This window comes from Marinobacter pelagius, assembly GCF_900114925.1.
GTDB lineage: Bacteria > Pseudomonadota > Gammaproteobacteria > Pseudomonadales > Oleiphilaceae > Marinobacter > Marinobacter pelagius.
Map to the genome: position 1 here is coordinate 85429 of NZ_FOUR01000002.1, position 26005 is coordinate 111433.

A 26005-nucleotide genomic window follows, 5' to 3' on the forward strand; every position below is an offset into this window, starting at 1 on the left:
GTTAGCCTATTCGGAGAGTGGTTTTCGACCGCGGAAGGCGTGGGTCAGAGTGAAGCCGTCAACATAGCCCAGCTCTCCACCCACCGGGATGCCATGGGCCAGACGGGTGATGAGGATGTTCCGGCCATCGAGTCGGTCGGCAATGTAATGGGCCGTCGCCTCGCCCTCGACGGTGGGGTTGGTGGCGAGAATCAGCTCGGTCACCCCTTCGTCCTGGACGCGTCTCAGCAGGCGTTCGATACCAATTTCTTCGGGGCCGACGCCATCGATGGGCGAAAGATGGCCCATCAGCACAAAGTAACCACCCTTGTAGTCGCCAGCCTGCTCAATGGCCAGCAGATCGGAGGGGCTTTCCACCACGCACAGGGTGCCGTTCTTGCGGGTCGGGTTCTCACAGATCCCGCAGATCTCGGTATCGGCGAAGTTCTGGCAGGATTCGCAGCGGCGCACGCCGTCCATCGCCGTGCGCAGGGCCTCGGACAAACGGGTGCCCCCCGACCGGCCACGCTCCAGCAGATGGAAAGCCATGCGCTGGGCCGTTTTCTGACCAACGCCCGGAAGGCAGCGCAGGGATTCGACCAGTTCATCAACCAGTGGACTGAAAGCCATCAACTATCCTCGGAATACAACAGACGAACGGATCAGAACGGCATCTTGAAACCGGGGGGCATGCCCATTCCCGACATCATTCCGGACATCTTTTCTTTCTGGTTGGCCTCAACCCGGCGAACAGCGTCGTTCACCGCGGCGGCAAGAAGGTCCTCGAGAATCTCTTTCTCTTCGGACATGAGCGAAGGATCAATCTCGACCCGGCTCACATCATGACGGCCGTTCATGGTGACTTTCACCAGGCCCGCTCCGGCCTCGCCAGTCACTTCGGCCTTGGCGATCTCTTCCTGAGCCTTCTTCATCTCTTCCTGCATTTGCTGGGCTTTTTTCATCAGATCGCCCATGTCGTTAAACATGTTCTATCTCCTGCTGGTCTCTATGGGCCGGATACTGTCTTCGACTATCCGCGCCTCAAATCGTTCAACGATGGACTGGACCACCGGATCCTTACGGATGGCGTCCTCCGCCGCTTGCTGGCGTGCCTGGCGCTGCCGTTCCTCATACGCGGCTGGCGTATGCGGCCCGGGTTCGCCCTGCTCTATGCGTAACTCGATGGAGTCGCCAAAGCGGTTTCTCAAGGCAGTGGCGATTTTTTCCTCGTGCCGGGCATTGAGCAGGCGGGCATGGCCATCGTCGATAGTGAGTACGATGGTATCGCCGTCCCGAACCATGGCGGTCTGGCTGGCCAGGTTACCGGGCATACCCACGATGCCAAGATCCCGGAAATCCCGCTCCCAGACGAAGTCGCCGCTCGGTTCTTCAACGACCGGCGCGGGCGCAGGCTCAGATTCAGGTTCCGGCTCGGGTTCCGGCTTTGCTTCCACTTCTGCCTCTGGCCCGGGGCCAGCCTCAGGTGGTTCCGGCTCGTATCCGAAATCGGGTTCCACCTCGGGTGGCTCTTCGGGTAGTGGTGGCTCCTCATAAACAGGTGCCGGTTCTGGCGCCGGCTCTGGTTGAGGAATCGGCTCCGGCTCCGGAGCTGCGACCCGAGTTACTTCGGGCGCGGGTGTGACTGCTGCCGGCTCCTGAGGCGCAGTCTCCGCTACCTTCGGCGCAGCGGCAGGCCCGGGCTCATCCCGGGCTTCGCCCGCGGCCGAGTCACCACCGGAACGCACCGTCGGCGGTTCCCTCCGGTCAGTACCCGGGCGGAACGCCAGCATCCTCAGCAGGGTCATTTCAAAGCCCATGCGGGCATCCGGGGTGATATCCAGGTCCTTACGGCCCATCAGGGCGGCCTGGTAGAACAGCTGGGCATCCTCGGCGCTGAGTTTCCGGGCCAGTTCCTGGACCTGATTGGCATCGCCCAGGGCATTATCGGCACTGCCCGGCACCACCTGTTCCATGGTGACCCGATGGAACAAGGACAGCAGATCCGCCAGGATCACACTGTAATCCGGGGCGAACTCCGAGATCCTTGCGATTTCCGAGAGCAGTCCCGGGCCATCACGTTCCACCAGGGCATTAACGATGCGTTCGATGTCCCGCTGGTCAATGGTGCCCAGCATGTTGCTGACATCACTGGCGGCGAGCTTCTGGTTCCCAAAGGCAATGGCCTGATCGGTCAGGCTCAGGGCATCCCGCATACTGCCGTCGGCGGCGCGGGCCAGCAGCCACAGTGCCGGTTCCTCGAAGGGAATTCCCTCTTCAGTCAGTACATGCTTGAGGTGGCCGGCAATGTGTTCCGGGGTCATGCGCTTGAGGTTGAACTGCAGACACCGGGACAGGACGGTAACCGGAAGCTTCTGGGGATCAGTGGTGGCCAGCAGGAACTTTACATGCTCCGGCGGCTCTTCCAGGGTTTTCAGGAACGCGTTGAAGGACTGGTTGGTAAGCATGTGCACCTCGTCAATGAGGTACACCTTGTAGCGGCCACGGGTCGGCGCGTACTGGACATTATCGGTGAGTTCCCGCATGTCATCGACGCCGGTGCGGGAGGCCGCATCGATCTCGATCAGGTCAACAAACCGGCCTTCCTGAATTTCCTGGCAACTGGTGCACTCCCCGCACGGGTTCGGGGTGACACCGGTTTCACAGTTAAGGCAACGGGCCAGCAGACGGCCAATGGTGGTCTTGCCCACACCGCGGGTGCCGGTAAACAGGTAGGCATGGTGCAGACGCTGGTTTTCCAGGGCATGGATCAACGCCTGAAGCACGTGTTCCTGGCCCACCATGTCCTGGAAGGTGCGGGGGCGCCATTTTCGGGCAAGTACCTGGTAGCTCATGTTCCGTCAACTGCTGTGAAAATGCGATTAACCATAGCATGGACCCGCTTTGATAAGAAGCAAAGTTGGCACTCGGTCACGGGGACTGAAGCACAATTACGGGCGAAGAATCAGGGGATTAACAAATCGGGAGGGGGAAAACTGGGGGTGACCCCACCAGCAGATCTCCGGCACACAAATCCACCGCTTCGGCTGCTCCCTTCCGGGCCTGACCGGGTTCACGGTTTCATGTTGCGGAGGCACCAATGGGGCCACCATAACGACGCTCCGGGGTTTCCCTCGAAAGCGGCGCGCATATTAGCAAATGGACCTGCAGACTACAACGGGAAATCTGCCGGCCGGGAAATTCACAGCGGCAGCGGTACCTCATCCTGCCGGAACCAGCAGGCCAGACTGTACCGGGTGCGATTTGCCGGCAGTACTTCGTGGGGAATTTCCTCGCTCAGGAACAGGGCCATCCGGCCGGCCTCGGGAACGATCATTCCGCACACCTCGTTCTCGTTATCCCGGTTAAATACCTGCAAGGCACCGCCATCCTCCGGGGCCCACCCCTCATTCAGATACAGAACCAGGCTGACCACCCGGGAAGCACGGCCTCGGAAGCTGTCCAGATGCCTCTTGTAAAAATCCCCTGGATGATAGGTGGCATAGTGGGTCTCGAATCGTTTCAGGCCCAGGAACAGGCGCTGGTTCAAACCACAGCGGATGGCATCCAGAAAACGGAAAAGCTCTGCCTGCGGCGGCGTAATTCCCTGCAGCCAGGCAATGCGGTCACGGCGCACGGCGCGATCCCGGACCAGGTCCGAGCCACGACCTATGCCGGCCGTTTTCATGGCATCGGTGCGATCGAGAATCGCCACTTCGTCACGCAGCGCTTCCAGCAGAACAGGCCCCAGCCGGTCACGGACATCCAGGGACATCCAGCCGTGTTCACTCAGGCCGTCCGCCAGCTGATCCAGCCAGTCGTCAGAGACATCTGAAGCACCCGCCTGCCCTGCGTCAACGACCAGAATGTCACTGCCGGCGACAACATCCAGTTCAGGGCTTGCTGTAAATGAGAGAGGGTCTCTGATCGGGGTAACTGTCGGATTGTCCATGGGCAGGCCTCTTCGGGAAATCGGCGCTATTTTAGGCACAAATCTCGCCGGTCGGTCAGTTTTAATTTACTCTGATGATAAGCAGATACACTTAACCGCCACCTGATCCGATACGTCTATGTCAGAAAGCAGTCACAGACCGTCCCGATCCCTTTCTCCGGGCCAGTGGTCCTTCACCCGCTGGAAAACAATCGGCCAATTGGAAGCCCTGGAGGTCCATCACCCGCTGTTTCGCGCCACCCTGTTTCTCCAGGGGGCACACCTGACCCAATTCATGCCAAGCGACGAGCCGGACTGGCTCTGGCTCAGCAAGGACGCCCGGTTTGAGCCAGGCCGGGCGATTCGCGGCGGTATCCCGGTATGCTGGCCCTGGTTCGGCGATCCCGGCAAGAATGCGCCGGCCGTGCGCAAGCGCATCCATACCAATAGCGCCCACGGTTTCGCCCGTACGGCGCTCTGGAAACTCGAGGATGTTCGGGAGAATGCCCACGAAGTGGAGATCAGCCTTTCCCTGGACGCCAACGAGGATTTTGCCAACGTATGGAGCGGCCATGCGTTGGCACTGATCACTTTCCACTTCTCGGTACGGGGCTGCCAGCTGGCATTGACCACGACTAATCTGGGCGAAGAGCCGATGGCCTTCAGCCAGGCACTGCACACCTATCTGCCAACCTCCGACGTGACCCGCTCGAGGGTACTGGGCCTGGGCTATAGCCAGTACATCGACACCCTCGATGACTGGGAGTACAAGAACCAGGAAGGCCCGGTGTATTTCGAAGGTGAAACCGACCGCATCTACGAGAGCGGAGAGCCCCTGACCATCGTTACGCCGTCAGGAAGCCGGAAGCTTACCTCCGTGGGCAGTGATTCCACCGTGGTCTGGAACCCGGGCCCGGAAAAGGCGGCGCGGCTGTCGGATTTTCCCGATGAGGCCTGGAAGACCATGCTGTGTGTCGAAACCGCCAATGCAGCCAGTGACTACAGAGTGCTTAATACCGGCCAGAGCCACACCCTGGGTGTGCTGATCGGACGCAAATAACCGGGGAGAACGGATGAGCCTGGCGAGTTACCTGAAATCCAAACTGATACCCGCAGATATCAACGAGCATATCAATCGAATTCGTAAGCCCATCGGCTCGCTGGGGTATGATCCCTGGGGCTACAACAATGAAGTCATGAAATACGGCTTCAGCCTCACCCGGCAGATCTACGAGAAGTATTTTCGGGTCGAGGCCCACGGGGTGGAGAACGTGCCCGCCGAGGGCCCCGTGCTGATCATCGCCAATCACAGCGGGCAGCTCCCGATTGACGGGCTCCTGGTTGGCTATGCCCTGGCCTCCCGCGAACAAGAACCCCGCATTCCCCGGGCCATGATCGAGCGTTTCTTTCCCACTGTACCCTGGCTGGGCAACCTGCTGAACGAATTCGGCGCGGTGCTCGGCGACCCGGTCAACTGCGCCAAGATGCTCGCCAATAACGAGGCCGTCATCGTGTTCCCCGAGGGCGTCCGTGGCTCGGGCAAGCTCTACCGTGACCGCTACCAGCTCAAGCGCTTCGGCAACGGCTTTATGCACCTGGCAATGAAGTACAAGGCACCGATCGTGCCCGTGGGCGTGGTTGGCTGCGAGGAGACCATTCCCGCCATCGCCAACATCAAGCCACTGGCCAAGGCGCTAGGAATTCCCTACGCACCCGTTGCCATGCCGGTGGTGCTGCCCGCCAAGGTGCACCTGAATTTCGGCCCGCCCATGTACTTTGATGACCTGGAGATTCCGGAAGAGCTGGTGACCGAACGGGTGGAGCAAGTGAAAGCGGAAATCAGCCGCCTCATCGACAAGGGATTGAGCGAAAGGAAAAAGCTGTTCTGATGACCAAGCAACGCAGACCCCACATCCTCGTTACCGGTGCTGCCGGCGCCCTGGCCCAACGGGTCATCAACCAGCTGCGGGATCATTGCGATCTGGTCGCGGTGGATTTCCGGGAGCAGGTCTACCTGGGCGATGACATTCCCAGCTACTGCATCGACTTTACCAAGCGGGTGTTCGAGGACCTTTTCCGCCGCTACGAATTCGACGGAGTCATCCACCTCGGCCGGATCCAGTCCAGCCAGCTGACCCGGATGCGCCGGTACAACGCCAACGTGCTGGGCACCCAGAAACTGCTGGATCTGAGCCACAAATACGGCATCAAACGGGTTGTGGTGCTCTCCACCTATCATGTCTATGGCGCGGTGGCCTACAACCCGGCCTTGATCGATGAATCCGCCCCGCTGAAAGCCGCCGGCCTGAGTGCGGATCTGGTGGATTCGGTGGAGCTGGAGAACCTGGCCAACATCTACCTGTGGCGGTATCCGGAGCTGAACATCACCATCCTGCGCCCCTGCAACATTGTCGGGCCCGGCGTGCGGAACACCATGAGTTCCCTGTTATCCAGCGAGAATGCGCCCGTGCTCGCAGGCTTCTCGCCGATGATGCAGTTCATCCATATCGACGACATGGCGGATGCCATCGTCAGGGCCTACAAGAAGCCGGTTCGCGGGGTCTTCAACGTGGCTCCGGAGGACTGGGTGGCCTACCAGCACGCACTCAAACTCTGCGGCTGCCGGCGCATTCCGATTCCGTCCATTCCACCGGTGGTCCCGAACCTGATCCTGAAAACCCTGAAGCTGAAAAGTTTCCCTTCGTATCTGACCGCCTTTTTCAAGTATCCTGTCGTTATCGACGGCAGAGCGTTTGCCAGGGAGTTCGATTTCAAGCCGAAACGGCCCCTGAAGGAAATCTTCCGGTTTTATCGGGAGAACAAGCGACCGGTGTAACCATCGGCCTGCTGTCACGGAACAAGGCAGCAACGCAGGAAGCGAGGGATGCTAAGTGATCTCAGCCTGATTAGCCATGGAGCAGCGGCCATTGCCTTTGGCCTGCTGACCATTCTCGTCGCAACCCGCTATCTCAGGCGGGACGTGGACAGGGTATTGTTTGTCGCTGCTCTGGCGACCACCCTCTGGGCCGGCGCCCTGGTGTCGCAATCGCTGTGGGGCACCCCCGGGTTTATCCCCCGCTATATTATTGAACTACTCCGGGATGGCGCCTGGATCACCCTGTTATTCGCCCTGCTTCGCAACGCCTCCCGTCAAGGCACCATTCACGGGCAGATGAAAAAGATTCTGGGTGCCTCAACCTTCACCCTGATCTTTGTCCTGCTCGCTTTCGGCATCCTTGAATTCACCCTGGGCTGGGAAGTCCTGAACGGCAAGACCAAGGTACTCGGGCAGATCGCCCTCTCCCTCATGGGGTTGTCCCTGGTCGAGCAAATCTGGCGCAATTCCCCGAATTTCGGCCGTTCCAGCATCAAATACATCTGCATCGGCATTGCCACGATCTTCGCCTTCGACTTCTTCATGTACGCCGATGCCCTGTTGTTCGGCCAGGTCTCCGAATCTTTCTGGAATGCCCGTGGACTGGTCAATGCGCTTCTGGTGCCCCTGTTTGCCGTCAACGTACTGAACACCCGCAGGCAACCGGTGGACTTCCAGTTGTCCCGGTCCGCGGTATTCCATGCCGGCACGCTCGTCCTGGGCGGCGGCTACCTGTTATTCCTCGCACTCGGCGGCTACTACGTCAAAATTCTCGGAGGTGACTGGGGCGATGCCCTGAGGGTCCTGTTTCTCACCATTTCCCTCACCTTCCTCGTCACCCTGTTGCTGTCCCGCCGGATCCGGGCAAGGCTGATGGTTCGGATCAGCCAGAACTTCTTCGATTACAAGTACGACTACCGGGAAGAATGGCTGAAAATGACCCGGGAAATGGCAAATCTCGGTGATGATCCACCCCTGCCGATTCGCGTCATCCACATCCTTTCCGGACTGGTGGAAAGCAATGCGGGCGCCATCTGGCTCCGGGATGAACAGGGAGCCTATACACTCAAAGGCTCGGTCAACATGGCCATGCCCAGATACACCATGATCGACGCGGATTCGGACCTGGTTCGCCTGTTCCGGCAACGGGAATGGATTGTCGACCTGCACGAGTACCGGAATGATCCGGTCAGCTATGACCTTCTGGAAATACCCGACGCCATCGCCCGGACACCGGACGCGTGGCTGGTCATCCCCCTGTATCTGGACAACGATCTCTACGGCATCGCCATGGTGGGCAACCCCTTCGCCCGGGTTGAACTTAACTGGGAAAACTTCGACCTGATCAAGGTGGTGGCGCGGCAGTCCTGTAACCTGCTGGCCCAGGCAGATGCCCAACATCGGCTGTCCCGGGCCATGCAGTTCGAGGCGGTGAGCAAGGCGTCCTCCTTCATGGTGCATGACCTGAAGACCGTGATCGCCCAGCTCTCGTTGCTTGTCAAAAACGCGCCGAAACACAAGCACAACCCCGCGTTTATCGATGACATGATCAACACCACCGAGCACGCCGTGCGGAAAATGTCGAATCTGGTGGACCATATCCGCAGGCCCGACAGCATCGCCGATCCACAGTTGCAGGATATCGACCTGGCCGAACTGGCTCGCAGCCTGGTCAACCATCACAGTCATCAGCGCCCCGTTCCGAGGCTGACAGGCAATCTGCCAAGCGCCTGGATCCAGGGGGACTACGAGCAGCTGCGCAGTGTCCTGAGCCACCTGATCCAGAACGCCCAGGATGCAACACCACCGGATGGGGAAATCACCCTGAACCTGAAGATTGCCCGGGGCAACGTCGTATTGTTTATCCAGGACAGCGGCAGCGGCATGACCGAGGAGTTTATCAACACCTCCCTGTTCAAGCCGTTCGAGAGCACCAAGGGGCTTACCGGAATGGGGATTGGCGCGTACCAGGCGCGCGAGTACATCAAGCAGCTTGGCGGGAATATTGATGTGACCAGTGAGCCAGGGGTCGGTTCTTGTTTCTCGGTGCGGATTCCATTGGCCGCTGACTCGGATGAAACAGCTCCTCAGAACACGGATCTACCGGAATCTGACAACGCAATTCGCGTGAATAGCGCCAAATAATTGACGATTCATCGGGTTCTTGAAACGGAGGATTGCAAAGTGTCAACCTTCGGTTAACAATCAATGTAAAGGACGTACGAAACGCCCTGTTTCAGGAAATTAACAGTAAGCATGACAAGGAACGTGTTGTGGTTGTAAGCAAGCGACTCCTGATCGTAGAGGATGATCCGGGCCTCCAAAGCCAGATGCGCTGGTGTTTTAGTGATGAGCTGGAAGTGTCGGTCGCATCCGATCGCGAATCGGCTCTTGCCACGTTGCGCCGCATGGAGCCGGAAGTCGTTACCCTTGACCTCGGGCTACCGCCTGACCCAGGGGGGGCTTCTGAAGGTTTTCAACTACTCGAAGATATTCTCCGCCTCTCGCCCCTGACCAAAGTCATCGTGGTTACCGGTCGTGAAGACAAGGAGAATGCTGTTCGCGCCATCGGAATGGGCGCTGCCGATTTCTATCAGAAGCCGCTGGATGCAGACATTCTTACTTTCGTGGTCAATCGCGCTTTCCGGTTGGCGGAACTTGAAAAAGAAAACCGCCACCTCGGAGAGCACAAGAACGGCAGCAGCATCAAAGGCATCGTGGCGGCCAGCCCGCAAATGATGTCGATTTGCCGGACCATCGAAAAGATCGCACCAACCGATGCCACAACATTAATCACCGGCGAAACCGGCACCGGCAAGGAACTTCTTGCCCGAGGTTTGCATGATCTGAGCCAAAGGGCAGACAAACCCTTCGCGGCAATCAACTGTGCAGCCATTCCCGAGAATCTGCTTGAGAGCGAGTTATTCGGCTTTGAGAAAGGCTCCTTTACCGGTGCAACGCAGAGTAAAAAAGGCAAGATAGAGAGCGCTAACGGGGGCACGCTGTTCCTGGACGAAATTGGCGACATGCCCATGGCACTGCAGGTAAAGCTATTGCGCTTCCTGCAAGAGCGGGTAATAGACCGGGTAGGCTCTGTAAATACGATTCCAGTGGACGTTCGGGTGGTCTGTGCCACCCACAGGAATGTAAGAGAGCTGATTGATAGTGGTGATTTCAGAGAAGACCTTTACTACCGAATCAGTGAGATCACCATTGATGTACCTGCCCTTCGCGATCGCGAAGGTGACACCCTCGTCATAGCCCAGTATCTCCTGAAATCACTGGGGAAGCAGATGGACCGCCCCAACCTCACCTTAACCGAGGATGCCATCAGGGCGATCAACAGTTATGCCTGGCCCGGCAACGTTCGAGAGATGATTAACAAGGTAAAACGAGCCAGCATTATGGCAGAGGGCAAACGAGTGACCGCCTCGGACCTTGAACTCACTGAAGATAACGAAGGCCAGGACCATCAACTTAATCTGCGGCAAGTGCGTGAAAACGCCGAGCGAGCAGCAATTCTACAGGCGCTTCAGTCCTGTAATTTCAATATGGCGCAGGCCTCTCGCCTGCTGGGAATCACCCGGCCAACGCTGTACAACCTCACCGACAAATACCGGATAAAAACTTCGCCTGAATCGACGAATGCCTGAATAGCAGGCAGGGAATCCAAAGGAAGACTTGAATAAGGAAAGGAACAGGGCCATGAGATTAGTGTCAGCAGCGCGCACCATCCTTCTTTCAGTTGCCATATCGCTGACCATCACCGGATGCAGTGGCGACAACAATGAAATGAGCCAGGAAGAAATCCAGTATATCAGTCATCTGGATCAGTCCCGTTTTTTCCAGCGCCAAGGTGAACTCAAGGCCAGTACGCTGGAGGCTCGTAGTGCGAGTGAACTCCAGCCCGAACGCGTCGAACCCTACCTCATCATCGTCAACAATCTGATTACCGCGGGTGACGCACGTAGTGCCGAACGCTTGCTCGATCAACTGTTTTCGGATGTTGGCGAAGAATCCATAAGCCAACAGAACCTCAATGATGCATCACTGATTCGAGCTGAAGCCAGGCTGAAGCAAGGTGAGCACGAAGAAGCACTGGCTGCCCTTGAGAAGCTGAAGGATGCGGACCGGGCTCAACAACTGAAAGGTGCCATGCTCAGGGGGGATATCCATCTGGCTGCCGGCCGCCTTGATCAAGCTGAGGACGCGTACTCTGATGCCAGAAGTATTGACACCAGTGCGGTGCCGCCATTGATTGGTCTGGCAAAAGTAGCCTACAGCCAGAACAATCGTGAGGAGGCTGATAGCTATATTGCCCAAGCAGGGGAATTGGATGCGAACCACGTCGATCTCTGGCTTCTGAAAGCACAAATCGCCCAACACGAGGAAGATTGGGCAAACGCGGAACAGGCCTTGATTAATGCGCTGGAGACTATTGGTCAGTACGACATAATGACGCACCAAAAGTTTGAAAGCATGTCAGCCCTGATTAATGTCCTGCGGGAACAGGGCAAATCCTCTGAAGCCTTTGTTTACGAGGAAATTCTCGCAAAATCAGCGCCAGGCACCATCAAGAGCAACCTGGAAGCCGCACAGGAAGCCTTCAACAATGGCGACCTGAATAACGCATCCCGCTATCTTGAGGAGGTGCTCGCACAGGCGCCAAGCCATGAACCGGCGGCCCTGATGTTAGGCCTCGTTCGCTACCGTCAAGGGCGCCCCGAAGAAGCCGAAGCTTTGCTTACGCCGGTTGTGAATATGGGCGATTCCGAGCAGGCGACAAAACTGCTTGCCGCTACTCGCCTGCAAATGCGCAACCCCGAAGGTGCCCGGGAAGTTCTTGCCAGCCTTGAAGACCAGGAGTCGGATCCCGAAACCCTGGCCCTCGTTGGATTCGCTTCGCTGCTCAGCGGAGATACCGAAAGCGGCACCCAGTTCATAGAAAAATCACTGGCACTGGCACCGGACAACAACAGCCTCAGATTACGTTACGCAACCTACCTTCTGCGTCTCGGCCATACCGACAGAGCCATTGAGCAAGCGAATCGAGTGCTTGAAAATGCCCCGGATTCCGAGCGGGCAAGATTGTTGGTGGTCCAGGCAAACGTATCTGCCAACGATTATGAGGCTGCCAAAGCCGTAGCCTCGGCCTGGATCGAAAATCAGCCCCAAAGTGTCAGAGCACTTGTGACTCGCGGAAATGTTGCTGGCAGTGCCGGTGATTACGACGAGGCCAGGCAATACTACGAGCAAGCCCTGGCACTGGACACCGAGGACCCGGCTCCCCTGGCTGCACTTGGCAACCTGGCCAAAACCCGGGACCAGATCGCCGAGGCGCAGGGCTACTATCGCCGGGCCATAATGCTGGCACCTGACAACCGCCAGGCGTTACAGGGAATCTCCTCGGTGATGGAACGTGAAGACTTGGTGGCGCTGATGATGCAAGTCCGTGAGAAGCACCCGGACGCCTACGGACCAAGGCTCTTGCTCCTCGAATCGGCACTGTTTGATGGCAACACTGAGCAAGCCGACGAACTGACCGCAAGCCTCATGGAGCGTGAGGACGTATCCAACCCTGCTCCGGCCGAATCGCTCGTGGCTTCCATCTATCATGGCATTGCCACCCAGCTGGCCAAACGGGAGCGACTGGATCAGGCCGCCGAGGTACTGCAGCGAGGGCGTGTGCTGTTCCCGAACAACGAAGAAATCGGCATTCAGGCAGCCGCCGTCCAATTCACAAAGGAGAATGCCAAAGAAGCCCGCGAAATTCTCAGGGACGTTAAAAAGCAACACCCTCAATCCGGAAATCCTTTCCTGCTTGAGGCCCAATACTTTGAAAGACGCGGAGAATATCAGGAGGCCGCCGATCTCTATCAGCTAGCCCTTGAGAAAGAGCGAAACGTCGAGATTGAGCTGGCCCACGCTCGCGCGCTCGCCCGCTCCGGTCAGCGTGACAGAGCCATCGAATCCCTTGGCCGTGCCAGCCAGGCCTATCCTCGCAGCCCCCAGATTCTGATGAACCTGGCCGTGCTTCACCAGGAAACCGACGCACCTGAGGAGGCAATCGGTCCTTACGAGCAATTACTCGAGCTAACGCCTCAAAACGTAGTCGCCCTCAACAACCTTGCCTGGATTTATTACCAACAAGGCGATGAGCGAGCGCTGGACCTGGCAAAACAGGCTTATGAATTGAATTCTGATAGTGCCGCTATTGCAGACACCTACGGCTGGATCATGTTTGAAGCAGGCCAACACGCAGAGAGTCTGCCGGTACTGGAGAGAGCTCACGAACTGCAGCCGGATTCAGAAGAGATTGCGATGCATCTGGCTGAGGCCTATCGTGCATCGGGTCGCGGTGCCGACGCAAAGCGGGTACTGGAAAAATTCAGCGGCCCCGGCTAAAGCCGCGGGCCGTAACCGACCGGAACCCCGGCGCAGGGAAATCACTGCAGAAAGTACTGATCCACCTGACCGACGACGGTCGGCATGATATTTCCCACCAGCTCCCCCAATGCGGCTTCGCCGTCACAGGAATCACACGCGACACCGAAAATAACCGCAGACGCGTCTGTACGAGAACTGAAAAAACTTGCCACCTGCGCCAGCTTCGCGCGCAACTGATCCGTCTCCCAGAAACCGGCGACATAGTAACCATAGGCCAGATGAATTATCTGGCCGGATTCAAGATTACGTAGTGTCAGACCTTGCAGAGGGATACCCGAGGGAGATTTCACTTTGAAAAACCCATCCGGCACCCACTCACTGCGATCGTAAATGTGGTTCCAGTACTGTACAAGCTCTGCCCTGTGGCGCTGGTGCTCATAACTGTAGACTCCCACAAACAACTGCTGGTCCGGCCCTTCATCTCCACTGGCAGCCTCGCGATAAAACATGGTCCGGGTAAAAACAAGATCGGGATTCCGGATTTGGGGACGCCACCCATTGAGCCGATTTCCAAACAGTGGTGCATAGCGATCTTCGTCAAGATTGAAGTCAAAAGCATCTGGTGACGGTTTTATTTGTCCGGCCGAAGACGGCAGGACGGCGCCCACCACAAAAGGCAACACAGAAACCACCAGAACTCCGGTCCAGAGTCGACGCTGGCTTTGTACATTGGTAGCAACCGTAGCGCCTTCGTCTACAGCCTTCTTCTCTATTGTGTTCGATTCCAGCTTGCGCCCTATATAGAACAGGGGCACGAGAGTGGCCGCAAACACCCACCAACCAAAATTATCGTGGTCCCTGATCAGGCTCGTTTCCATGTCGGTTTCGTAGCCCATATAAATGATCACGAACACCCGGATCCAGTTGGCCATCAATGACAAAACCACCGCTATCAGGAACAAACCGATCCTTGAGCGCAGACGACTGAAGTTCAGTTCGCCATACAGCGCAGCCAGCGACTGACCAACCAACAGATAGCGAAGACCGGAGCAACCATGTGCCACTTCAAAAGTGCCAACGCCGATCAGGAAAACAAATACCCCTTCAACCTTGAAATCAATACCCAGAAAACCGAGTAACAATCGATTTATCTCAACGGTAATCAACTGCAGAGTCCAGGACAGGTAATCCCATACAGGCACCGCAAAGAAAAGCACACCAACGGGGATAATGAATGCTTTAACCTGCCGCCAGCCCAAAAAGATCGCAAGGATACCCAGCAAAAGGGGAACAACCGTTATCTCCCGAAGTGCCTGCAAGCGCAAAATGTCGCCAAGGCCATACGCCAGCAATGCCAGTGCGAATGGAAACAGCCACAAGGGGTAGAATCCCGTAACGGGCGATTCCCTTTTAACCGTCCGAACAACCAGGACAACGGAAACCAGCAGAAGCAACAAACCGTGGGAGTAGGACTCGTCAAACTTGAACCAGCGGCTGACGATGCCTTCGACGGTAGGCCAGATAAGCAGAAATAGAGCTGTGAATGCGATCAGGAACGGGAAAACCGCACGAAAAAAGCTACGAGAATGAATCCTTTCAATCGTCATGCGTCCAAATCCCTTACGTAGAGAGCAATCCTTGACTCATTGTGCCTGCCGGCAGCACTGTTTGCCACGCTCTATCATCACAACCCTACCTTACGACTGAAAGCTCTCGCGATAAACGGCGGACTGACCCGCTGGATATGATACAGCGCCTTGAGCACAGGGCTGCGAACTACCTGGAATGTGGAAAAACGAACCGTGTCACCGTTCAAGTACGATTTATAAAATTGCTTTTTCCCGGCACCGGCCAGTAAATCATAGGCAGTTGTAGTTTCCTCTTTGAAAGCAGCTTCAATGGCGAACCCGAGGTGAAGATAACCCAGGGAGACTTTCGCGCTGAAATCTTCTTCGTACCCCGCTTGAAGATTATATCGGCACCCTCGAACCACCAGATCATACGAAACAGAAACACATCGGCCGTTATACAGAATCAAAGTCATGGCAGGTTTCCCCGCGCACAAATGCAGCCGCTTTAAAAGTAGCCGATGAAACCGCAGTGCCTCCCTGTCAAATGCCGGTTTTCCCCAGCGAGTTACGTGAAAAGCATTGAGGCGCTCAAAAAAATCCCCGTCACGGCCCTCATCGTGCTGCCGAAAAACGAGTTCACCCTGTTTTCTCAGGTAGGTCCTTCGGTTATAGGTTTTGAGACGCGTGTTCTTCCCTAGCCCGCTTAGCCAGTCATCGAAGCAGCCAGAGGTTTCGATACGGATCCCCCTATCCTCAGTACGGCAGATGATCCGGTTTCCCCCTTTTCCATCAAAGGCTCCGATTTGCAGATTCGCCAGTTGATCAACAGGCACGTCCGTGCAAATCACTTCATCCCATTCCAACCGGCCCAGCGCCGAATCAAGTGCTACCCTCACCGACTGCTCATACCCCCGGCGCGCAATAATCCCGCAATACTCTGTCCGTATGGTTGGCGCAAGCCGCCAGGCATTTCCAATCATATAAAGGCGGGCAACCCTGGCCCCGGCGGGCGTCACCAGCACCCGCCGGCAGAAAGGGCCGATTCCGACAAGCCGCCCCTGATGATCAAATACACCCAGAAGCACCAGCTCCATACCGAGGACCTGAGACCAGGTTTCCCACCAGCTATAAAGCCAGGGCCAGCTCATGAACAGAGGATTGGCAGCAGACTCTTCAAGGCATGCCTGCCATTCCTGAGCCATTTCAGCAAAACCAGCCTCGGAAACGAGCCTGACACTCAGCATGGCACCTGCTCCATAGAGGACGCACCCGGCACGGTTTCCGTAGTGCAAAAATCACTGGCAGCCTGCAGGAACTCTCCATCGGAATCTCCAGCCATAATGAACCAGGCAGACGGCTTGGCCGTTTCATCTGAACCTGGCTCATAGACATAGAAACGGGGCCGCCCCCTCAGTTGAACGAACCCTTCAGCCAGAAACACCTTGGCCAGCTCGGAATCAGAAGTGACCGAAACTACCTGGTTGGCATGAGGCCAATGGTGGATCGCAGCCCCTACGAGAGTACGTTTCAGGGATTGATTGTGGGCCGGACCACAATAATCAACGATACGCAGGGTGCCCCGGCTGAAGCGGGTTACCAGAATTGCGGCGAGTTCTTCGTTTTTCCACGCACAAACATATCCGTAACGGCTCAATGGGTGGCGCTGGTAACGCCAGTCGAGGTAAGCGAAGTCTCTTCGCACAACTCGCCCGTAGTCAGGAACGCAGCGGTTCCATAACGCGTCAACGTCAGCTCTCTCCGGAAGGCTTGAACGCACACAGATTCTCGCATCAGCTGGACCCGGGGGAATCGAAAAAGCCAGTCGCAGTCGATTCAACAACTGGAGACAACTCAGTAACCAACTTCGAAGCCCCTTGCGCTTTCGCAGCATCCTGAAAATTCTTACCGAGTCATCGGGCACCCACCCCAGATGACTGAGAACGTGACTTGCCCGGTCACTGATGCCAAAGGCCATGATAACAGGCGCCCTCCTGTGCAACTCATGCTTGATAACACTACCCTGCCCCTGCCCACGCCACTGCTCGGCGAGGTAAAAATCACAGCTCCATAAAACACTTATGTCTTCGCCCCGGTCCGTTGCGCGAACCGGCATCACGCCATTGAAGCCTACGACCCTGTCGTCGTTGTCGACCAGCACAACAGGGGTAAAGGGCAATCCGAAAGGATTGGACTCAAACTGCCAATCCCACAACTTTGCCTTGTAAGGCACCGCCCTGAAAAGCTTGATCACCCCTTCCCGGTATTTTGCCTGCCACGGGACACATCTCGGTAAACCTTCCCGACAAGGCCTAACATTTACTATCGTATCCTGGGTCATTTTCGCGGCACCATGACGCGAAACAGCGCTCTCCAGACCACGGCATCAAGTGGTGCTTTGCTGAGAGCTCTGGCCAGGGCCCCGACAGCTTCGCCACGCTCACCCACACTGGCAAAGTACCTCGCCTTGCGACAATAGAAACGGGCAAGTCCCCAGCGAAGCTCCCCCGTAGACAGAGCCCCGCCATGCTTTTCCAGGAACTTTTGGATAATCGCCTCGTTCGCCGCAAACCGCTTCCGCTTGTCCGAGGAAATCTGATCTGGCATCACCCGGTATGATGCAACTATGCCAGGCTCATAATGGAAGCGGTAACGGGTGGAAAACCTCAACCAAAGCTCATAGTCATCGGCAACACCAACCGAAGTATCGAAACCGCCCATCTCTTCAAAACATCGCCTCCTGACCAACGCCGTGGTAATGCTCACACTGTTGTCAGCCAAAAGATATGGTGTAATCCGGCCAGAATAGCGCTTCATGTTCTGGCAGCTTATCAGTCCACCCAGCTCATCAATCATTGCCTCGTCACCATGGACAACATCAACATCCGGGTTTGCTTCAAAAACAGCCAGTTGTTTTTCCAGTTTATCGAGATTCCAGCTATCGTCCGAATCGAGAAACGCGATGAATCCTCCCTTCGACTGCTCGAGAGCAAGGTTACGGGCATGACTCTGGCCCCGGTTTTCCTGATAGAAGTAACGAACGCGGCTGTCGTCCAGAAATGGCTCCAACACCTGACCGGTATCGTCGACGGAACCATCATCCACGATGATCAACTCAAGATCAGAGTATGTTTGAGACAAGACACTGGCAACCGCCTCCGGCAGGAAACGGGCCCTGTTGTAGGTTGGAGTCACTACACTGACGCTCGTCATTGCAACCCCCCTCGATCTCGCCTATTTGAGAAGAACAGCAGCAAAGTTGCGCCAGGAAGAGCGCGTCAGAGGTTGCAGTCGAAGCGCTTTTGTCATCTCCGCGAATGCCTCACGTCTGGCCCCTTTGCTAGCCAGGTAGCGGGCTTTCCTGGAGTGGAATGCAGCAAATCCTGAGTTGAACTCGCGCTCAGACATCGCGTTCGGGAATTCCCGCCTGAAATCACGAATAATCTCCCAGTTGGAATCAAAACGCCGGGTCTTATCCGAGGAGATCTGATCATCCATTACCCGATAATAGGCAAGAAACTCAGGAACATACAGAAATCGGAACCTGGCCGAGAAACGAAGCCATAAATCATAATCATCTGCTACACGGCGTTTACCACTCATTGCGCCAAGCGTCTCAAAACACCGGCGCCGAGCCATTGCAGTATTCATACTCACGCAGTTATCACGAATCATGTATTTGGCGATAATGCCCGAATAGCGCTTCATGTTCTTTCGGCTGACTTCCTGTCCCTTTTCATCAATGGTAATTATGTCTCCATAGACAACATCGTAATCCGGATGATTTCTGAACAGGTCGACCTGCTGTTTCAGCTTCTCAGCGGGCCAGTAATTGTCCGAGTCCAGAAAGCACACGAAATCACCCTTGGCTTCAGATAACGCACAGTTTCGGGCAACACTCTGCCCCTGATTCTCCTGGTAGAAATATCGGATCCGCGCATCCGCCAACACGGGTTCCAGCAACTCACGGGTATTGTCCGTTGAACCGTCATCTACAATCAGGAATTCGAAATTCGTGTAGGTCTGGGCAAGTACACTGTTGACCGCCTGACCTATATAGTCGGCCCGGTTATAGGTTGGGGTTACAATACTCACCAGGGGACTGGTTGACGTATCCATTTTCATTCCTGAACCACTCCATGTTCCTGCTCTAGTAACCAGGCCTGAAACATCAAAATACCCCACAACTGAAAACTGTAATCTTCCCGACCTGAAATATGTTCATCCCATACATGTCGGACCATATCCGGTTTCCAGTAACCTTGTTGTTTCAACTTTGCAGGATCCAGAAGATCCTCTGCCCACTCCCTTAAAGTTCCTCTCAGCCAGGCGGCAACAGGCACCGCAAACCCCTGTTTGGGCCGATCAATCAACTCCCGTGGCACATGACGGTATAACACCGACCGAAGCACCTGTTTGCCCACGTTGCCCTGCATATTAATAGACGCAGGCAAGCCCATCGCAAAGGACACTACCCGGTGATCCAGCAAAGGAATACGGGTTTCCAGACTGCAGGCCATAGCGGCACGATCCACCTTGGTCAGGATGTCGTCCGGCAGGTACCAGTTCAGGTCCCGCCACATCAGGGTTTTCAAATCATTATCAGGTACAGGGTCCGGGAGCGGACCTGTCAGTCCATAATCACCCTCGCCCGATTCCAGCAAAGCCGCAGACGGATCTGGCCAGTAAGAAACAGACCGTCGGTAGTAATCTGACAGGCTCCGAGCAGACGCAATAATTCTGGCCCGCGCCAGTCGTGACCGAAGTGCGTCCACACTGCGCCCCTTCTGGGACGGTACCAACGCCCGAATGGCCTGTGCCGTAATCCCGGGCGGCAGACGACCTGAAAGTCCTTTCAAACGGGAGCCAAGGGAACCACGCCGTTGCCAGCCGCGAAGCATCGAAGGATAACGTGGGTACCCGCAGAACAGCTCGTCACCGCCGTCGCCGGACAAAGCCACGGTAACGTATTTCCGCGTCATCTCGCTGACCAGATAGGTAGGCAGTTGAGACGAATCCGCAAACGGCTCATCGTAAAGTTGCGGCAAACGGGGCACCAGATCCCTAGCGTCCTGCTCTGTAACATATAACTCAGTATGGTCCGTACCAAGGTGTCTTGCCACGGCGGCCGCATGCACCGCTTCATTAAAACCCTCTTCATTGAAGCCTATGCTGAAGGTGCGCACCGGTTGGCTGGCCTGCTTCTGCATCAACGCAACAACAGTGGAGGAATCCACACCACCTGACAAAAACGCACCCAATGGAACGTCCGAAACCATCTGATCGCCGACCACTCCCTCGAGGAGGGTTTCGAGGTGGGAAGAGGCACCATTCAAGGTCCAGCCTGAATCCTCAACAAATTGATCTTCCAGACGCCAGTAGCGAGAGGGCTCAGGCAGTTCTCCGGGCACCAGCCGGTCCAGGTCCAGACTAATGAACGACGCGGGGAGCAGTTTATAGATTCCGGAATAAATGGAATGAGGCGCGGGAATCAGGTTGTGACGTAACAAAAGCGGTAGGGCGCCACGGTTAATGTCCCCTTTCCAGGAAGGATTGCATGCAAGGGCTTTGAGTTCTGAACCAAACAAAAGAGTTCGCCCCTGCCAACCATAGTACAGTGGCTTCTCCCCCATTCGATCGCGGGCCAAGGTTAGCCTCTTCTCATGACGGTCCACCAAGGCGAATGCGAACATTCCATTGAAGCGCTGCAGCGAGTTCTCTACCCCCCAAGCTTCAAACGCCGCCAACATCACTTCTGTGTCGGAGTGACCTCTAAAGTTGGCGTCTCCCAGCTCTAGTTCCCTTCGAAGCTCCCGGAAATTGTATATTTCGCCATTGAACGCAATGACAAATCGGCCGCTATTGGAAAGCATCGGTTGGGCGCCGGCAGGAGAAAGATCCTGGATGGCGAGCCGGCGATGGACCATACCGACGGTGTCCTCTTTCCAGATACCCTCCCCGTCCGGCCCTCTATGCTCAATGGCGTTGCCCATAGCCCTCAGGCTTTGCTCGGAAATACTGTCACTGAAGCCACCATTAGTGCCAATCAGACCCGCGAATCCACACATGAACCTACCTGTTCCGGAAAATAAAATTCGATTGCGCGACTATCTTCGAAGCCGTCCGGCAACGAAACGACGCTCGTCGGACGTCAGAGAGACGAACCAAAACATGACAAAATAGATTGCTCCACCCGAGATCACAGTTGCTACCAACGAGACATACCCCTCAATACCCAGATGCCACCGAACCCACGCAACGAACAAGCCCATGGAAACCCAGGGAGTCAAAAGGGGCAAAAGGCTTGTTTTCAGATATCGGCTCACCGAAAGTTTGAGATGACGGCAACTGTAAGTGAGCAATACGGGATGCAGTACCAGTGCGGGCAGAACCGACGCAGCGGCCACCCCGACAATGCCATAGGATTTAACTAGCGCAATACTCAAGCCAACGTTTACCAATGCAGAAACCGGCATCAGTTTGGCGAAAATTCCATGTTCATTAATTGCCGTCAAATACCGACTACTGAAGGGATTCAACATAGGAAGGGTAACAAACATCACAAGCAACAATATAATGACATCAGATTGCTTGGTATATTCGGGACCAATCCACAAAGCCAGAAATGGTGTGCCAACAAGCGTCACACCTATACCTATTGCCACCACCAGACCAGCGACAACTTTACTTGAAACAAGATAGATCTTTTGAATTTCGGCCTGCTGAGATCTTGCGGCCATATCACTAAACAGCGGCATAAAAGCGTGCGTCAGAGTCCAACCAAGCCCTTGTATATTTCTCACAAGATTCATCGGGATTGCATAGAAGGGCACTGAAGCCGGCCCCAGAAAGGCCCCAATAACGATGGTGTCTGTCGCACTTTCCATTCGAGTCGCAAGCCCCTGAACAAAAGACTTGAGACTGAATCTAAGCATTTCCGACAGTTTACTGGGGCTAAAATTACTGCCCTTAAAGGAAATAGCTCCGAATGAAGGACGAGACAATAAAATCATAAATATAATATACTTGATAGATAAGCCAAGAGCAGAGACACCAGCTAACACCAATAATGCATTATCCGGATTAGCAAACGTGATAAACAAACCCGCTCCAATCAAGCTATTCACAATAGTGATGTTATTCTTTATATAGTACTTTTGAAATCCTTCCAGGAAACTCACGGTGACATAGCCAGGAAAGGTTATAATCATCTGGCCCGCCAAAATAAGCAAAAACAGAGTATATTTCAGACTCTCCTCACCATCAGGCGTCATCCAGCCAGTAAACCATAGAGCCCAGCAAGTCAAAATCAGAGAAACAAGAACGCCGATGCAAAAGGTGAAAATCAGGGTAGAAGCATATACTTGCTGAAGAGCGACACGGTCCTTTTCCGCTCTATGCTTGGCCGCAAACCGACTAATTGCTGGTTTGATACCGAGATCCAGCATCCCCATATACCCAATTATGCCGCCAACCATTGCCCAAAGGCCGTAGTCGTGATTACCCAAATAGGAGACAAAAATGGGCGTCATGATGAAAGTCAAGGCAAGCTTGACGAGCATGACCAGGACATTGGATCCTGTATTGACGAGAATTATGCGAAACAATGGATTATCTCGAATTATTGATTTTTTTATAAAGTTGGAGAAGCTCCCTTGCTGGGCGCTTTACTTCGAAACGTTCGGCCGCAATCGGTTGATATTCTGTGAACTGCTCTCTGCGCCTTTTCAGATCCGCCAAATCTTTTAGAATTGCTACCCCAAGTTTTTCTGCATCGCCGACTGGAACCGTTACGGCGGGGCTACCATCGAGCACCTCCCTGAGACCAATACAGTCACTGCCAATAATCGGCACACCTGCCGTTAAACACTCCATCGCTAGAAGACCGCATGCCTCCCAGCGCGAAGGCATGACCACCAAGTCGACACTCCTAAGCGCGCTGGGCATGTTATTTGTTTGGGGCAGTTGATGAAAATAATCCGCCAAACCCAGATCCTGAAGATACGCATAATCTTCCCGGATAAAGCCTCCCCAACCAAAAGTAGCAACATGAGGGAGTGCCTGAACTCCAAATTGTCTCCGAATATAATCCAGTGCCTCCACTACTGACCTGAACCCCTTCGGACTCATGAAGCGTCCAAAAAAACCAATCAAAGGTACATCTGGCGATAATCCAATTTGAGCTTTAAGATCATAGGATTCACCAGATCCAAAAAATTCGGTATCAATACCATGCAGTATTGGAAATATACTTTGCTCAGAAATACCTGGAAAGAACTCCAACATATTACTTTTAGCATCTTCCGTGACCGTATGGATGGCTGTAATCCGTTGAAGTAAAACTGCTAAAAGAAAATGCTTCAGCTTTCCCCGTGCACCCGAGAACAAAGGATCGGTGAACATGTCGTGCCCAGTCATCAGGTGAGGTATTTTCCTACCTATGATCGCGACTTCAGTCAGAGCTCCGGCTGTAAATCCATGAGAATGGACCAGGTCAAACCTCTCTTTCCGCACAATATTTCGAATTCGAGAGATATATTTAACCGAATCTGGCTGCGTGGGTATTAGTTTTATACGTTCTGGTGGTAAAAATTCATCGAGGTATTCACCCAAACCATGGTCCGGCGCAACAAGGGTAAACGTACAACGATCGAAGTCAGGCTGACCGTATATGTATCTGAAGAAGGTTCTGATACCGCCACCCGGTTGCAAAGCACCCATCAGTATGTTCATAACCTTCTACCACTTGCTACCCGTCTGGCAAGCGCAAACTTGTGGGTGAATACCCCCGCTCCCTCTCGTTCCTCAGAGCCAGAAGAAACTTGGCGTTTTTCTTTTAGTCGTACGGAAAAGACAATGACCAGGCCCGCAAAAAGGTACCAATAATATTGAGAAAGGCCCCAATAATTCGTACTGTAAACAACATACATCCAAAAAACAGCTATAAGGGCCTTATTCAGATTATCGTAAAACGTCAATGAAACGTCGTGTTCCGATTCTCGAAAACTACGACTGTTATCCTTCAACTTTCGATACACTCTGAAAAGAAATCGCATAAAAAATACAAAGCCGATCAGGCCTGTTTCAATCAGGATCTCCGCGTAGAAATTATGCGCGGCGCGCTTCTTGCCGAACATGTGGGTCTTGGCCTCCGGAGTGGTGCCCAGGCCGTGGCCGACTAAAGGGCGGTTCATCGCAAGCTCAAACTCTAGAACCATCCCCCTGAGACGCCCCTCTGCTGAATCAGTATTACTTGTCTGGGACTCGCCAACCAGAGACAAGTAGCGATCCTTCTGTTGAGGTGACATCACATTCCAGCCGGCAATAGCGATCGCAATTGCCGCGACAATCAGCATAACTTTTCTATTAGACTTTCTGAATATCATCCAGGCTACAACCAGAAGAGCTAAAAAGGCACCACGAGACTGGGTGAGAATTAACGCATACAGTAAAGCTGGCAAAACAGCCAGATAAAAAAGCTTCGCCCAGAAGCGGCCCGGCCAAACAAGGTAATGCAGAAACGGAATAACCGTCGCGATTACAAATCCAAGCTCATTTGGATTGATCACATCAGAAGGGGCACCGGCAAGGCGAGCAGAAAACTCACCGCCTCCCAAATAGGTTCTACTGCCCCAGTAACCAGTTGTCAGGTGGAGATAAAGCGGTTCCAGAACCCGTATAATCTGACAACCGATAAATACCACCAAGAATATTTTAAGCCGTTTTTCACTGTCCACAATCAAGACTGTAAAGAAAAGGAACACTACAGCCTTGACGAACTCTGAAAGGTTGTACCTGATCACACTGCCTTGCCACTCGACAAACGGCAAAGAAACAGCCAGATATAGCAGAAATGCCAACATCGCTTGCATTATAGGCTCTTGAGTCCAGCCTTTGAGGCGGTCTCGTTGCAAAAAAAGCAGAGTTACCAGCGCAATTACCAAAACCAGTGTGGGCCGAATACTGCCGTAGATCGGTACACGAGACGAAATGTGTAAAAAGAAGCCGATCAAGAAATACATATAAAGAGCGAACGTAAACGCGCTCACCTGCTCAACGTGACTCGCCGCTGCAGTTTCCCCGAGCCTTCGTGTGATGGACTGATGCATGTTTCAATACTCTCCTGATATATGGGAACAATCCGTGTTCCCCAGAACCATGTCATAAAGTTCCACATGAGCACCAATCATCTTTTGTAAATTGTGACGCTCGACAGCAAGCACTTTTCCTGAACTCCCCATCTCTCGTGCGATCTCCGGATGATTGAGGAGGAACAAGAGATGCTTTGAAAGCTGATCCACATTTTTTACCGGATACCGGAAACCCGTTTCTCCATGAATGACGGCCTCCCTGTTCCCCCCGACATCCGAAACGACAGCTGGCAGGCCGGCCTGCATATACTCGACAACAGAGTTAGAGTATCCTTCTGATTCAGAACAAAGAATTCCTATATCACCAAAGGGAAGATATGCTTTTACATCCTTGCGCCCGCCAAGAAAATGAACCCTGTCACTGATACCCAGACCTTCTGCAAGGGACTCGAGTGGTAGCCAGTCGCCACTACCAATGACTACCAGTTGGGCATCAACGCTTTCTTTACTTAGCAGACTCAAGGCCTGAATTGCATCTTCAATTCTTTTGAGGGGGCGGAAATTAGCAACCAGAAAAATGATAGGCCCCAAACCATTATCCTTAATCTCCCGAATATCCTGCACCAGCGATTGTTGGGCGTTTTCCGGAAGGTCATAACCGTTGTAAATAAGCTCGACTTTATCCCCCCTTATATGCTCCTCACTCACAGCAATCTCACCAACAGCGCGACTATTCACGACCACTTTGCTCGCGAACCTGCCTGTAATTCTGAGAACAAACAGGTACCACTTGTTATACCAGTATCCCATGTCACGTCTGGAAATAATGGATCGAATCCCTGCTGCGTGAAGCAGTGGCGGAGCGATTATGGAGGGATCATGAAAAAAAATGTGGGCTAAACGGTAACCCTCTGAATAGGCACGTCTGGCATAGCGCCAGAATGCAAGCCAGGTTCTGGGGTCCTGTAGGCTGGAGTACCCCAGCGCGTCGACGTCACAAGACAAGGCTCCGGAATCGGTAAATGCCGAACGCTGTAGAACGAGCAGTTTCGGCTTGAACCGGTCCCTCGGCAAATGATTTATTAAATTAAGGAGTTGGCTTTCGGTGCCAGCGTTGGGGTTAGACAGTTTGTTACTGATAAAGAGGACCGGCTCTACATCCCTGACTTGCATGGCT

Annotated in this window: 20 protein-coding genes and 1 other RNA gene; 6 read left to right on the forward strand and 15 right to left on the reverse strand. The window is 54.5% G+C overall.

What is annotated here, in order from left to right; genetic code table 11:
- Positions 1 to 6: 6 nt before the first annotated feature.
- The 5 genes from recR to BM254_RS04550 form a co-directional block, all read right to left on the reverse strand.
- On the reverse strand, positions 7 to 609 hold the full coding sequence (gene recR, locus BM254_RS04530) for a recombination mediator RecR (RefSeq protein WP_091999426.1): 603 nt from the start codon (positions 607 to 609) through the stop codon (positions 7 to 9).
- 32 nt (positions 610 to 641) lie between these two features.
- Positions 642 to 965, reverse strand: a complete 324-nt coding sequence (locus BM254_RS04535) for a YbaB/EbfC family nucleoid-associated protein (RefSeq protein ID WP_091999429.1) — start codon at positions 963 to 965, stop codon at positions 642 to 644.
- Positions 966 to 968: 3 nt separating this feature from the next.
- Entirely contained in the window at positions 969 to 2831 is a 1863-nt protein-coding gene (gene dnaX, locus BM254_RS04540; RefSeq protein ID WP_091999431.1) for a DNA polymerase III subunit gamma/tau, read from the reverse strand.
- A gap of 151 nt (positions 2832 to 2982) precedes the next feature.
- Positions 2983 to 3079, reverse strand: an RNA gene (gene ffs, locus BM254_RS04545) — signal recognition particle sRNA small type.
- Between the two features lie 99 nt (positions 3080 to 3178).
- Positions 3179 to 3928, reverse strand: a complete 750-nt coding sequence (locus BM254_RS04550; protein ID WP_091999434.1) for a 2OG-Fe(II) oxygenase — start codon at positions 3926 to 3928, stop codon at positions 3179 to 3181.
- Positions 3929 to 4046: 118 nt separating this feature from the next.
- Between BM254_RS04550 and BM254_RS04555 the strand changes: the two genes are divergently transcribed.
- From BM254_RS04555 to BM254_RS04580, 6 genes are all read left to right on the forward strand, one after another.
- Positions 4047 to 4967, forward strand: coding sequence for a D-hexose-6-phosphate mutarotase (locus BM254_RS04555; RefSeq protein ID WP_091999437.1), 921 nt, complete (start codon positions 4047 to 4049; stop codon positions 4965 to 4967).
- Positions 4968 to 4980: 13 nt separating this feature from the next.
- Positions 4981 to 5796 (forward strand): lysophospholipid acyltransferase family protein, encoded by an 816-nt coding sequence (locus BM254_RS04560; protein ID WP_091999442.1) that lies wholly within the window; start codon positions 4981 to 4983, stop codon positions 5794 to 5796.
- Positions 5796 to 6743: an SDR family oxidoreductase gene (locus BM254_RS04565; RefSeq protein ID WP_091999444.1), complete on the forward strand. Its 948-nt coding sequence runs from the start codon at positions 5796 to 5798 to the stop codon at positions 6741 to 6743. The genes BM254_RS04560 and BM254_RS04565 overlap by 1 nt, the downstream gene beginning before the upstream one ends.
- 48 nt (positions 6744 to 6791) lie before the next feature.
- On the forward strand, positions 6792 to 8927 hold the full coding sequence (gene prsK, locus BM254_RS04570; protein WP_091999447.1) for an XrtA/PEP-CTERM system histidine kinase PrsK: 2136 nt from the start codon (positions 6792 to 6794) through the stop codon (positions 8925 to 8927).
- Between the two features lie 128 nt (positions 8928 to 9055).
- A complete protein-coding gene (gene prsR, locus BM254_RS04575) occupies positions 9056 to 10435 on the forward strand; it encodes a PEP-CTERM-box response regulator transcription factor (RefSeq protein WP_281248027.1) in 1380 nt (459 codons plus the stop codon).
- 52 nt (positions 10436 to 10487) lie between these two features.
- Entirely contained in the window at positions 10488 to 13187 is a 2700-nt protein-coding gene (locus BM254_RS04580) for a tetratricopeptide repeat protein (protein ID WP_091999450.1), read from the forward strand.
- Between the two features lie 41 nt (positions 13188 to 13228).
- Here BM254_RS04580 and xrt read toward each other — a convergent pair whose 3' ends face one another.
- The 10 genes from xrt to BM254_RS04630 form a co-directional block, all read right to left on the reverse strand.
- Entirely contained in the window at positions 13229 to 14776 is a 1548-nt protein-coding gene (gene xrt, locus BM254_RS04585; RefSeq protein WP_091999453.1) for an exosortase, read from the reverse strand.
- Positions 14777 to 14853: 77 nt separating this feature from the next.
- Positions 14854 to 15984 (reverse strand): GNAT family N-acetyltransferase, encoded by a 1131-nt coding sequence (locus tag BM254_RS04590; protein WP_091999456.1) that lies wholly within the window; start codon positions 15982 to 15984, stop codon positions 14854 to 14856.
- Positions 15978 to 16991 carry a GNAT family N-acetyltransferase gene (locus BM254_RS04595; RefSeq protein ID WP_139227011.1) on the reverse strand — a complete coding sequence of 338 codons (1014 nt, stop codon included), beginning with the start codon at positions 16989 to 16991 and terminating at the stop codon, positions 15978 to 15980. Before BM254_RS04595 ends, BM254_RS04590 begins: the two co-directional genes overlap by 7 nt.
- A gap of 83 nt (positions 16992 to 17074) precedes the next feature.
- Complete coding sequence (locus BM254_RS04600) at positions 17075 to 17950, reverse strand: glycosyltransferase (RefSeq protein ID WP_091999461.1); 876 nt, start codon at positions 17948 to 17950, stop codon at positions 17075 to 17077.
- Between the two features lie 21 nt (positions 17951 to 17971).
- Positions 17972 to 18856, reverse strand: coding sequence for a glycosyltransferase family 2 protein (locus BM254_RS04605; RefSeq protein ID WP_091999462.1), 885 nt, complete (start codon positions 18854 to 18856; stop codon positions 17972 to 17974).
- Between the two features lie 2 nt (positions 18857 to 18858).
- Positions 18859 to 20805, reverse strand: a complete 1947-nt coding sequence (asnB, locus tag BM254_RS04610; protein ID WP_091999465.1) for an asparagine synthase (glutamine-hydrolyzing) — start codon at positions 20803 to 20805, stop codon at positions 18859 to 18861.
- Positions 20806 to 20844: 39 nt separating this feature from the next.
- On the reverse strand, positions 20845 to 22344 hold the full coding sequence (locus BM254_RS04615) for an oligosaccharide flippase family protein (protein ID WP_091999468.1): 1500 nt from the start codon (positions 22342 to 22344) through the stop codon (positions 20845 to 20847).
- Positions 22345 to 22348: 4 nt separating this feature from the next.
- The gene (locus tag BM254_RS04620) at positions 22349 to 23470 is read right to left on the reverse strand and encodes a glycosyltransferase family 4 protein (RefSeq protein ID WP_091999470.1); all 1122 of its coding nucleotides are present in this window, start codon (positions 23468 to 23470) and stop codon (positions 22349 to 22351) included.
- Positions 23467 to 24846, reverse strand: a complete 1380-nt coding sequence (locus BM254_RS04625) for an O-antigen ligase family protein (protein WP_091999473.1) — start codon at positions 24844 to 24846, stop codon at positions 23467 to 23469. The genes BM254_RS04620 and BM254_RS04625 overlap by 4 nt, the downstream gene beginning before the upstream one ends.
- A gap of 3 nt (positions 24847 to 24849) precedes the next feature.
- A complete protein-coding gene (locus tag BM254_RS04630) occupies positions 24850 to 26001 on the reverse strand; it encodes a glycosyltransferase (RefSeq protein WP_175497204.1) in 1152 nt (383 codons plus the stop codon).
- Positions 26002 to 26005 lie beyond the last annotated feature (4 nt).